Origin of the sequence: Streptococcus lactarius (assembly GCF_016642265.1) — a bacterium.
Lineage (GTDB): Bacteria > Bacillota > Bacilli > Lactobacillales > Streptococcaceae > Streptococcus > Streptococcus lactarius.
This window is the reverse complement of the sequence record NZ_MRXX01000006.1, coordinates 28,152-39,016: the sequence shown is the minus strand read 5'-3', so window position 1 is coordinate 39,016 and position 10,865 is coordinate 28,152. Positions and strand designations below refer to the sequence as shown.

Here is a 10,865-nt window from a genome sequence, read left to right as displayed (position 1 = left end):
ACTTTTGTCCCAGCCTCATTTTTATTGATTTTTATCGTTCTGTCCTGACTTAGTATTTCGTCTCAGACTAAAATGGTCTGGCAAGGGATCTGGTCCCGCCTCGGTCCCCGGATGGCATCGCAAAATCCTCGCAATCCCAATCAGGACGCCTTTTGCTCCAAAGCGTTCAATCGCTTGGATCATATAATTAGAACAGGTTGGCTGAAAGCGGCAAGAGGGCGGGAAAAGGGGTGAAACCCACTTTTGATAGCCCCTCACCATGGCGATCAAGATTTTCTTCATACTTTTTTCGACTGGGTCACTGCTAGATTGTGCAGTTGGCTGATTTCTTTTTTATTCAAGCGGCGGTATTCACCTGGACGAAGTCCAGTCACATCCAGTGTTCCAAATCGGGTCCGAGAGAGCTTATCCACCAAGAGTCCCACAGCTTCAAACATCTTTTTGACCTGGTGATTGCGTCCTTCGTGGATGGTCAACTGCACCACCGAACGATTTTTATCCGCATCTACTTTTAAAATCTCATAAGTCGCTGGCTTGGTTTTCTTTCCATCAATGGTCACTCCACGTGTTAAGGGACGCAAGTTTTCCTTGTTAGCAATACCTTTGACACGCGCCACATAGACCTTATCAATCTCATTACGTGGGTGAATCATCTCATCTGTAAAGTCACCATCATTGGTCAAAATCAAGACACCAGATGTATCCCAGTCTAGACGCCCCACAGGGTAGATTCGCTCTGGAACTTGAGACAAGAGATCAATCACAGTCGTTCGACCTTTATCATCTGATACACTGGAGATCACCCCTCGCGGCTTATTTAAAAGATAGTAGACCTTCTCTTCGTTATAGATTGGAGTTCCTTCAACTTCAACCTTATCCCCTGATTGAATGATGGTTGCTAGTTCTCGTACAACTTGGCCGTTGACCGTTACCAAGCCTTGCTTGATCAGCTCCTCAGCCTTGCGGCGACTCGCTACACCTGCATGGGCAATGTATTTATTAATTCTCATCTAGTTCCTCTGTTCTCTCTGAAAATAATTGACCTTCTACTGGATCTAGTTCAATATCCTCGACCTTTGGCAATTCCTCCAAATGATTGACACCCATGTAATCCAAAAAATAGTCCGTCGTCACATACAAATTAGGGCGCCCGAGGACTTCTTTTTTCCCATCCTCACGAATCAGGTCAAATGATAGAAGCTTGGCAATAGCACCACTAGAATTGACCCCCCGAATATCATCGACCTCGACACGAGTGATCGGCTGTTTATAAGCAATGATTGACAAGGTTTCAAGGGCAGCCCGAGACAAACTTTGGTTCATGGGCGTTTTAGAATAGTCACGTAGAACCGTTGCATAGTCTGCCTTTGTTACCAATTTATAATGAGAGGCCGTCTCCATCAAGCAAAGACTAGTCTCTTCATCTTCCTGGTATTTTTGGCTTAATTTATCTAAACTTTGCACCACGCCCGTAGGAGGCAAAGACAGAATATCGGAAATTTGCCTAGCAGTAATTCCTTCTTCACCTGCTACAAATAAAAGTGCTTCAATTTCAGCTAGTTTGCTCATCTTCCATCCTATTTACGTAAATTTCTCCAAAAGCAGTATCTTGTACCACTGTCACCTCTTGGATCTTAATCAGCTCAAGCGTTGCAAGAAATAAGGTGATCACCTCTTGGAGATTCGCTGCTTTGTTAAACAAATCTTGCAAGAGAATTTGCGATTGATTCTTTAATTGTTGGCGCAGCTGGTCCATCAGATCTTCAATCTTGTATTCATCTTTGACAATGGTCGTATGGTTCTGACGGAATTCTTCCTTTTTCTTGGTTAATAGTTTTGAAAAGGCCAAGAAAAGGTCCACTGTAGTGCGATCGTGAAGCAATTCTGTATCATCATAGACCAATTCCAATTTGGGTTTTGAATAATAGAGGGCACGCTCTTCGTGTTGAGAGGCCATCAATTCTCCTAATTGTTTGTAGGTCCGGTACTCTTCCAATTGAGAAAGGAGGTCTTGCTCCAGATCTTCTGCTTCCTCCAGCTCCTCTGCGACTTTTGGCAGGAGTCTACGGCTCTTGATCAATGTCAGCTGACTAGCCATGAGCATATATTCCCCTGCTACCTCTAGCTTTAAGGCCTTCAGAGTCGCAAGATAGGCCAGATATTGTTCAATCACCTCAATCAGAGGCACCTCATAGATATCCATCTGGTACTTGGAGACCAAGTGGAGCAAGAGGTCCAAGGGCCCTTCAAAATCTTTAATTTTAATATCCATTATTTATATTTTTCTAATGTCACCATGGTCTTTAAGCCCAGCTCACGCGCAATACTAAAGAGATCTACACCCAGTTCTCTTTGCTTCAAAATATATTGTTCGCGAATCGATTGTGCGGATAAATCTTGGTGGCCTTTTTCGATCAAGAAAGCCTCTAATTGTCGAAATCCCCACTGCCGTGAGTAGGATTTGCCTTTATTATCAAAGAGATAAATCCCATCTAAGAAGACTTGCAACTCATCCAGTAAAGGTTCTGGAACTTTTAAGACCCGTTTCTGACCATCCTTGCCCACTCGAATGACATGAAAGTCCATCTGAATATCTGCAACCTTGACTTGAAGAATTTCACTTGGCAATAAGCCCATCTCAAGAATCAATAAAGCCATCAAACGTCCTTGAGGGTTGGTCGATTCCTCCCAAAAATGGGTCAAATCCATCAACTCTCGATCATGGGTCTTGACGACATGAATTTTAGGCAAGACAAGGCGATGGTACTCTGAAATATGGTGTTCTTGGTATAGATAATAAAGGAATTGGTTGACGGCTGATAACTTCCGTTTTTGGACAGCCGGCTTAAAATCCTTAATAGAAGCTTGGTAAATTCTCAAATTCGTGGGTGTCACTTTTCCATGGATGGACTCAATAAATTGGTCCAAGTCATAGAAATAAGCCGACTGAGAATTTTCACTCAGCTCTTTTTGATCGATAAAACTTGCAATAAATTCTTTCATTTTGGAATCATCTCGTATTCATTTGAAAAATTATGCATGAGCGAATTGATGGCTTTGAGGATGGATTTTCGCGTGATAATTCCTTGGAAAATCCCTGCTTGGTCCACCACCGATAAGAAGGAATCATCCACCAGTTTATGGAGGACTTCTGTCAGATTAAAATCTACTCCGATGATCCCAACCTCTTTTTTTGCGATATCCACAATATCCATTGAAGCAAAAGTCTCCTCAGGAATGTTGTGTTGGAGTTGATACGATAAAATATCCGTTAGAGAAATGGTCCCTACAAACTTGCGCTCAGCAGTAACCACTGGAATCCGACTATAACTAATCTGACTTAAGAGCAAGACAGCGTGGTCCACATTATGGGTGTCAATTAAGACCGCCAAGTTTGTGGCAGGGGTTAGGAATGTTTCTTCTTGCGCCAGCAAGAAGCGCTCAAATTCCTTTGCGATCATCTGCTAAACTCCTTTGTTAATTCCGGATACAATACATGGTCTCTCGTGTAGTACTCTACCTTGTAATTGGAATCATCTATCTCAATTTTAGCATAGAGGCACTCTCGAATAGGACCACGTGGCTGACTGATCGAACCAGGATTCACAAAGAGTGTCCGACCTTCCTTCCAAGCATCCGGCACATGAAGGTGACCGTAAAGACAGATGTCGGCTTCTTCTTCTTGGGCCCACAGATCCAATTTTTGAAAACTAAAATTGATCTGGAAGAGATGCCCATGGGTCTGGATGATTCGTGTTGGCCCTAGTTGGGTGACCAAGCGTTCTGGATAGCCATCATAAAAATCCATATTGCCTCTCACTACGTGAATGCCTTCCCATACAGGATCATCACTTTTGAGTTCGGAATCCCCATTGTGAAAAATAGCATCGACCGACCCTAGATACTTTTCTTTAATCGCTTCAACTATAGAGTGATCTCCATGAGAGTCACTCATCACTACGATTGTTTGCTTTGCCATGATGGAAATACCTCCAATAACTTTTTAACAGCCAATGCTCGATGGGATTGGGTATTTTTTTCTTCAAGGGTTAATTCCGCAGCAGCACGGCCAGTTTCCCCAACCAAAAAGAGAGGATCATAGCCAAAGCCGTTTTCACCCTTAGGCTCAAAATTAATATAGCCTGGCCAATCCGCTTCTACTACAAGGCTTTCCTTACCAGGTTTTGCGACCACCAAGGTCGTATGGAATTGGGCTGAACGATCCTTCAAGTCAAAGACCATGGCCAACTCATGCAACAACTTGGCATTGTTTTCCGCATCCGTCGCACCGACTCCCGCAAAGCGAGCAGACCAGACTCCTGGTAAGCCACCTAAGACATCCACCTTCAAACCTGAATCATCTGCTAAGACCGTTTTGCCGGTTAATTCAGCGATCGTTTCAGCCTTGAGGCGGGCATTTTCTTCGAAGGTCATCCCTGTTTCTTCCACTTCTGGAAGCTCTGGGTGTTGATTGAGGTTTTCCACTTCAAAGCCCATTTTTTCAAACATATTACGGAATTCCTTGGTTTTTCCTTCATTACGAGTCGCAATGAGGATGGTATCTTTCACCTTATCTTGCCCTAAAAAAGCTTCTAAGTTCACACCCTCACTTGGTAGATAAACATACAGTAAGTTGCCCTTTTCTACCAAGAGCAAGGCCCCTTGACGTTGGACAATCTCAAAAGCTCTTCCCTTGACCTCATTTAAGACTTCCGTCAAAAAAGTCAGGAAACGAAAAGCTGATCCATAGCGCATCACCGATAGATTAAGGGGGAAGCCTTGGGAATCCTTCTCAAAGAGAACTTCCAGCTGGTCTAACAGAGTGGAAGCTTCCGCAGGGACTTGACTAAATTGGTTGTAGTCTGCATCTTCTCCCCATTGGGCAATATACCAATCTTGGGAATCTTTGTATTCAAATAGTTTGTCACTCATAAATTCACATGCTCCACATTCACTGAACGCTCTAGCCACTTTTCAGCAATCGCTGCAAAGCTATTGGCATTTGCCGTTGTATAAAAACGATGGTTTTGCCCCGCTAGTTCACGGCTTTTGTTCAACTCAAAATAATTTAACAATACGGAAATATCCCGAACACACTCTGCCCCACTATCAATCAATTTAACAGATGGTCCCATCACGTTTTGGATAATGGGTTTCAAGAGTGGATAATGGGTACATCCCAAAACAAGGGTATCAACCTTTCCAACTAGTGGTTTTAGGGTCTCATAGACCACCTTTTTACTAACGCTGGAGGTTAATTCATTCGACTCCACCAAGGGGACAAATTTGGGACAAGCTAGACTGGTGACTTCCATATCTGGAGCTAAGTGTTGGATTTTTTCTTGGTAGATTCCAGACGAGACTGTCATCGGTGTCCCAATCACTCCAATTTTTTGATGGGTCGTTGATTTGATGGCTGCAGAAGCTCCCGGCAAGATCACTCCCAAAACGGGGATATCGAGTTTGGCCTTGACTTCTTCCCAGACAACGGCCGTTGCTGTATTACAGGCTAAGACAATCATCTTCACATTTTTGGTCAAAAGGAAGTTTACCATCTGCCAAGTATAGTCGCGAATTTGTTCTGCTGGTCTAGGACCATAAGGGGCACGCGCCGAATCCCCAATATAGACAACATCTTCATGAGGCAGTTGACGGAGCAGTTCGCGAACCACTGTCAGGCCACCTACTCCAGAATCTAAAAAACCAATCGGTCGGTTATCCATATCTCTTCCTTCCAAAAGGAGGGACTAAGAAATTCCTCCAAGCCCCTCTCATTTATTCTCGTGAGATTGTCCCACTCTTTATTTTTTCTTATTTTTCGCCATTGCAGATTTTTGTTGGTTGATAATTTGGCGATAGACTTGTTGAACTTTTGCTTCACTTGGACGTTGGCCACTAGCACCTAAAAGCGTCCGAACTGCTTCAACATTCAAACGGGGGTTTGATGCAAATTCTTTTTCAAATTGACGACGAAGCAAGAACATACCTGCAACCATCCCACCAAAGAAAGCCAAAATAATCAACAAAATTCCTAAAAAGAGATTCATACATTTTTCTCCGATCCATTATTTTTACATAACTATTATTATAGCAGACAATCGCTTATTTTTCAATGTCAAAGCCATAGAGAGTTGCCAGATAATCCTCTGGTTTTTCTGCCCGACGAATCAAGCGTGCCCGCCCATCTTCTTGAAGTAAAACCTCTGCTGAACGCAACTTGGCATTGTATTGATACCCCATTGAAAAGCCGTGAGCTCCCGTATCATGAATGACCAAGACATCTCCAATCTCCGTCACTGGGAGTTCTCGTTGTTTGGCAAATTTATCGTTGTTTTCACAAAGGCTTCCGACAACATCAACCACTTCTGTCGGTCCATCCGGACGGTCCATATTGGTGATATGGTGGTAGGCTCCGTACATAGCTGGTCTCAGAAGATTGACAGCTGAAGCATCAACACCAACATAGGTCCGATAGGTCTTCTTTTTATGGGTCACGGTCGTCACTAAAAGACCGTTAGAAGCCAGCATAAAGCGGCCAAGCTCCGTATAGATTTTCACATGGCCCAGACCTGCAGGTTTAAGAATGGCATCAAAAACACGATGCACACCTTCGCCAATTACAGCAATATCGTTGGGACGTTGGTCAGGTTTATAGTTAATCCCGACACCACCAGATAGGTTGATGAAGCCCAAGTGAACGCCTGTTTTTTCGACGACTTCTACTGCCAATTCAAAGAGCTGACGCGCCAACTCAGGATAGTAATCGTTCGATACGGTATTCGAGGCCAAGAGGGCATGAATCCCGAATTCTTCCACACCCAACTCCTTTAACTCCTTAAAGGATTGGATCAGTTGATCCTTGGTCATCCCAAACTTCGCTTCTTCTGGGTTGTCCATAATATCGGTTCCCAGTTCAAAGACTCCACCAGGATTGTAGCGGCAGGAAATCACCTTTGGAATGCTGGCAACTGATTTTAAGAAGGCAATGTCTTCATAAGCATCTAGGTTGATGGTTGCTCCCAATTCCCGAGCGTAGACGAATTCATTGGCTGGGGTGTTATTCGAAGAAAACATGATCTCTTTTCCACTGAAGCCCAACTTATCCGCCATTAACAATTCCACGTAGCTGGCAGTATCGACTCCACAGCCCTCTTCTTGCAAAATTTTTAGAATAGATGGATTGGGTGTGGCCTTGATCGCAAAGTATTCTTTAAAGCCTTCATTCCATGCAAAAGCCTTGTGAAGCGCTCGTGCTGTTTCACGAATCCCTGCTTCATCATAGAGATGAAAAGGCGTTGGAAATTCTTGGATCAACTGGTCCAATTGTTCACGGGTTACAAAGGGTGTTTTCATAAGCACTCATTTCTATTGTTTAGTCCATACTAGTATAGCACAAGTTTGGGAACAAAAAAAGCCGAGGCAACTGCCCCAGCTTCATCCGTCTTCATTAGTCGTTTCTTCCAAAAATTCGAACCAAACTGATAAAGAGGTTGATAAAGTCAAGATAGAGTTCCAAAGCCATGGCAACAGCCCAGCCTGTAGTGACTTGACCATTCGATTGATCATAAACATAGCGGATCTTTTGATTATCCCAAGCTGTCAATCCTGCAAAGAGGAAGACGGAGATAATGCTCAAGATATAATCCATTCCAGAGCTTCTCAAGAAAATATTGACGACAGATGCGATGATCACACCGATCAAGACGCCCATCAAGGCACGTCCCATACCTGAAAGGTCTTTTTTCACAACGCGTCCAATAGCTCCCATGACAACAAACATCAAGGCGCTGACCAAGAAAGCCTTATAGACAGTCGCTTGCATGTATTGGGCAATGATAAAGCTGAGAGTAAATCCATTCAAAGCTGAGTAGATCAGGAAAATTGGAAGGGCAGACGGACTGTTTTTAACAGCCTTCCCACTTGCAACAAAGACCAAGATCAATTCTGCCGCAATAGCAATGTAATAAACCATTGGCGCAGTTGTCAGGATTTGAACGAAAAAGTCTTGAAAAACGGTCATCATAAGACCAGACACAAGGGCCGAAATCCCAACACCAATCCCTACTAAGGAATAGATTTTATTATAAAAAGCATTCAATCCACTTTGTTCTTGGATTATAGAGTCATTATACATCTAATAAACTTCCTTTCAAATTTATTTACTACGATTTTAACATTTTTCGGTGAAAAAATCTCTTTTTAGCCATCTTATGTCGTAACGGCTTGGAGGCTTCCTTGATCGCCCAGTATTTATCCACCATAGTCACCACGAAGGACTCTTTGTAACGAGGCGGAGCAAGGGTAGCCCCCCACATGTGTTTAACGATGATATCTTCTTCCCTAGCATTGAGTTCTGTAATCTTTCGCGCATTTCTTACAGCAATGCGTGGATGAACCCAGGCGTGGCTCTTTGTAAACTTGGTCTCACGCCAATCATAGTAAAAGAGGTCATGCAAGAGGCCACCCCGAGCCGCGCTTTTGGCATCCCAACCAAATCTTTTGGCCACCTTGTAGCTGGTGTAGCTGACATGAATGGAATGTTCCAAGCGGTTGGAATGAATATGGTGGGGAATAGTGGATAATTTTTGAACTTTCGGGTGCTGGATCAAGTGTCCCACGTAGGTCATGTATTCTTTGTCGTGATCATAATGCATTAGCTAACCACCTTTCATCGATGAGTTCTCCCAATCAGATCTCCAACAACTTTTCCTTACAGTTTCAGTATACTGTTTTTTCTCAAAATTTTCTTAAATAAAACATCAAAATTCCAGCTGCCACCGCGACATTTAAACTCTCTGCCCGACCTGGCATGGGAATATGAATCAGCTGGTCTGCTTGTGCCGCCATTTCTTGGCTGATGCCATTTCCTTCATTGCCCATGACCAGGATAAACTGGTCCATCTGAGGAAGCTGACGATAATCGATTGACGATTTCGATAAGGTCGTCGCAAGGACCGGAGTATTGGATTTGGAAGCACTCTCAAACAGCTCAGCTCGGTCCATTTTCCAGATAGGAAGATGAAAGTGACTTCCTTGCATGGAGCGAAGGACCTTGAGACTGTAAATATCAGCGGAAGCCTTTGAGAGAATGACACCATCAAAGCCTGCAGCATCTGCTGTACGAATCATGGTTCCCACATTTCCAGGATCTTGTACATCCTCCAAATAAAGGTAACGGCCCTGCAACTCTATAGGAATCGTAGCTGGCTCAAGAGCAATCTCTGCCACAATCCCTTGAGGGGTCTTAGAATCAGCTAATAGTTCCAAAATCTCAGGTGTCACTACTGTTACCTGATCCATCCCCTCTACCCGATCCAAAAACGCTTCTAAAACAAAGATCTGCCGGATAGAGGCTTGATAGTTCACTGCCTCTTCAAAAAGATGCCAGCCCTCAATCAAGTAGGAATCGGTTCGATATTTTTTTTGATGTAATTTTTTTGCATTTTTGATTCCATTATTGGATTTAGACGTTATAATATTCATAGGACTATTATATCACAAAGAAATCTGCTTCAGATGGATTTCTTTGTGCCTAGGAGGAAAGAAATGCAAAAGGTAAAAATGATTGCCCAAGGGCGTGTTCAAGGGGTTGGCTTTCGTTGGGGTGTCTATGCGCTAGCTCTTGAGATTGGTGGCATCACAGGACGCGTTTGGAATAATGACGATGGAACGGTTGGCATATTAGCTCAGGCTGAAAACAGTCAACAAATGGCCAAATTCATTCAAGAAATCCGTAAAGGGCCGACTCCTTTTTCAAAGGTGTCCTATTTGGATGTTAATTTGGCAAATTTTGAAAACTTCTCCAATTTCAAAATTACAAATTAAGACGATCGCCCTATTGTGTATTTTCAAAAAAAACAGTAGAATAGAGAAGTATTATTTTTTAAAAGAGGAACTATTTGTGAAAAAAAATAAATTCGTATTACTGGCAACGATGGCTCTCACTTCCCTGGTCTTTTTGTCAGGGTGTGTCGGCATCGATCGTAAAACTGGCAATCCAACTGGATTCATCTGGAATGTCCTTGGACGTCCAATGGGGGAAGCCATTAAATTCTTTGCCAACAACCTCGGCTTAGGTTTTGGACTTGGCATTATTATTGTGACCTTGATTGTCCGCTTGATTATCTTGCCACTTGGCTTGTACCAATCGTGGAAGGCAACCTACCAATCTGAAAAGATGAACTACTTAAAGCCGATCCTTGGTCCTATCCAAGATCGGATGAAAACAGCTAAAACTCAAGAAGAAAAATTGTTAGCTCAACAAGAATTGATGATGGCCCAACGGGAGAATGGAGTCAGCATGTTTGGAGGCATTGGTTGTTTACCACTATTGATCCAAATGCCATTTTTCTCAGCTCTCTTCTTTGCGGCTCAACACACCAAAGGGATTGCTGGACAGACCTTCCTTGGAATTCCTCTTGGTAAGCCCAGCTTGCTTTTGACAGCGATCGTTGCGGTCCTCTACTACATTCAAAGTGTGCTCTCACTTCATGGGATCGAAGATGAAACCCAAAAAGAAAGCATGCGCAAAGCATCGCTGATGAGTCCAATTATGATCGCTGTCTTCTCTGTTTTAAATACTGCTGGAGTGACCCTTTATTGGGTAGTCGGTGGGGTCATCCAGATCATCCAACAATTTGTCGTTAATTACCTGATTCGTCCAAATCTTCGCAAACGTGTCGCTGAGGAATACAAAAATAATCCTCCAAAAGCAACCAGTCACCGTGTGAAAAAAGACGTTACCCCAACTGCGACAACACAACTCCAACACAAGCCAAAAAGCAACCGCAACGCAGGAAAACAACGCAATCGAAAATAGAAAACATACTAAATTCTAGTAGCATACAAAGGAGGCTGGGACAAAA

16 protein-coding genes are annotated in these 10,865 nt (G+C 43.2%); 2 read left to right on the top strand and 14 right to left on the bottom strand.

Going from position 1 to position 10,865, the window contains the following annotated elements; all coding sequences use genetic code 11:
* Positions 1-21: 21 nt before the first annotated feature.
* From yidD to BTU61_RS04675, 14 genes are all read right to left on the bottom strand, one after another.
* The gene (gene yidD / locus BTU61_RS04740) at positions 22-282 is read right to left on the bottom strand and encodes a membrane protein insertion efficiency factor YidD (protein WP_200772549.1); all 261 of its coding nucleotides are present in this window, start codon (positions 280-282) and stop codon (positions 22-24) included.
* Positions 279-1,010 carry a pseudouridine synthase gene (locus tag BTU61_RS04735; protein ID WP_200772547.1) on the bottom strand — a complete coding sequence of 244 codons (732 nt, stop codon included), beginning with the start codon at positions 1,008-1,010 and terminating at the stop codon, positions 279-281. Before BTU61_RS04735 ends, yidD begins: the two co-directional genes overlap by 4 nt.
* Positions 1,000-1,569, bottom strand: a complete 570-nt coding sequence (gene scpB, locus BTU61_RS04730; RefSeq protein ID WP_200772546.1) for an SMC-Scp complex subunit ScpB — start codon at positions 1,567-1,569, stop codon at positions 1,000-1,002. Before scpB ends, BTU61_RS04735 begins: the two co-directional genes overlap by 11 nt.
* Positions 1,553-2,272, bottom strand: a complete 720-nt coding sequence (locus tag BTU61_RS04725) for a segregation/condensation protein A (RefSeq protein WP_200772545.1) — start codon at positions 2,270-2,272, stop codon at positions 1,553-1,555. Before BTU61_RS04725 ends, scpB begins: the two co-directional genes overlap by 17 nt.
* Positions 2,272-3,003 (bottom strand): site-specific tyrosine recombinase XerD, encoded by a 732-nt coding sequence (gene xerD, locus BTU61_RS04720; RefSeq protein WP_200772543.1) that lies wholly within the window; start codon positions 3,001-3,003, stop codon positions 2,272-2,274. Before xerD ends, BTU61_RS04725 begins: the two co-directional genes overlap by 1 nt.
* On the bottom strand, positions 3,000-3,461 hold the full coding sequence (gene cbpB / locus BTU61_RS04715; RefSeq protein ID WP_200772542.1) for a cyclic-di-AMP-binding protein CbpB: 462 nt from the start codon (positions 3,459-3,461) through the stop codon (positions 3,000-3,002). The genes xerD and cbpB overlap by 4 nt, the downstream gene beginning before the upstream one ends.
* Positions 3,458-3,979, bottom strand: coding sequence for a metallophosphoesterase (locus BTU61_RS04710; protein ID WP_200772540.1), 522 nt, complete (start codon positions 3,977-3,979; stop codon positions 3,458-3,460). Before BTU61_RS04710 ends, cbpB begins: the two co-directional genes overlap by 4 nt.
* Positions 3,958-4,932 (bottom strand): nucleoside-triphosphate diphosphatase, encoded by a 975-nt coding sequence (locus tag BTU61_RS04705; RefSeq protein WP_200772539.1) that lies wholly within the window; start codon positions 4,930-4,932, stop codon positions 3,958-3,960. Before BTU61_RS04705 ends, BTU61_RS04710 begins: the two co-directional genes overlap by 22 nt.
* Positions 4,929-5,723 carry a glutamate racemase gene (gene racE, locus BTU61_RS04700; RefSeq protein WP_200772538.1) on the bottom strand — a complete coding sequence of 265 codons (795 nt, stop codon included), beginning with the start codon at positions 5,721-5,723 and terminating at the stop codon, positions 4,929-4,931. Before racE ends, BTU61_RS04705 begins: the two co-directional genes overlap by 4 nt.
* A gap of 78 nt (positions 5,724-5,801) precedes the next feature.
* On the bottom strand, positions 5,802-6,047 hold the full coding sequence (locus BTU61_RS04695) for a YneF family protein (protein ID WP_187540268.1): 246 nt from the start codon (positions 6,045-6,047) through the stop codon (positions 5,802-5,804).
* Between the two features lie 55 nt (positions 6,048-6,102).
* Positions 6,103-7,353: a diaminopimelate decarboxylase gene (locus BTU61_RS04690; RefSeq protein WP_200772537.1), complete on the bottom strand. Its 1,251-nt coding sequence runs from the start codon at positions 7,351-7,353 to the stop codon at positions 6,103-6,105.
* 94 nt (positions 7,354-7,447) lie between these two features.
* Positions 7,448-8,134 (bottom strand): Bax inhibitor-1/YccA family protein, encoded by a 687-nt coding sequence (locus BTU61_RS04685; protein WP_200772536.1) that lies wholly within the window; start codon positions 8,132-8,134, stop codon positions 7,448-7,450.
* 28 nt (positions 8,135-8,162) lie between these two features.
* Positions 8,163-8,654, bottom strand: coding sequence for an HDIG domain-containing metalloprotein (locus tag BTU61_RS04680; protein ID WP_187540262.1), 492 nt, complete (start codon positions 8,652-8,654; stop codon positions 8,163-8,165).
* Positions 8,655-8,736: 82 nt separating this feature from the next.
* Entirely contained in the window at positions 8,737-9,483 is a 747-nt protein-coding gene (locus BTU61_RS04675; protein WP_200772535.1) for a TrmH family RNA methyltransferase, read from the bottom strand.
* Positions 9,484-9,546: 63 nt separating this feature from the next.
* Here BTU61_RS04675 and BTU61_RS04670 point away from each other — a divergent pair, with 63 nt between their 5' ends.
* Positions 9,547-9,825, top strand: coding sequence for an acylphosphatase (locus BTU61_RS04670; protein WP_200772534.1), 279 nt, complete (start codon positions 9,547-9,549; stop codon positions 9,823-9,825).
* A 76-nt stretch (positions 9,826-9,901) separates the two neighbouring features.
* Positions 9,902-10,819, top strand: coding sequence for a membrane protein insertase YidC (yidC, locus tag BTU61_RS04665; protein WP_187540257.1), 918 nt, complete (start codon positions 9,902-9,904; stop codon positions 10,817-10,819).
* Positions 10,820-10,865: the final 46 nt, after the last annotated feature.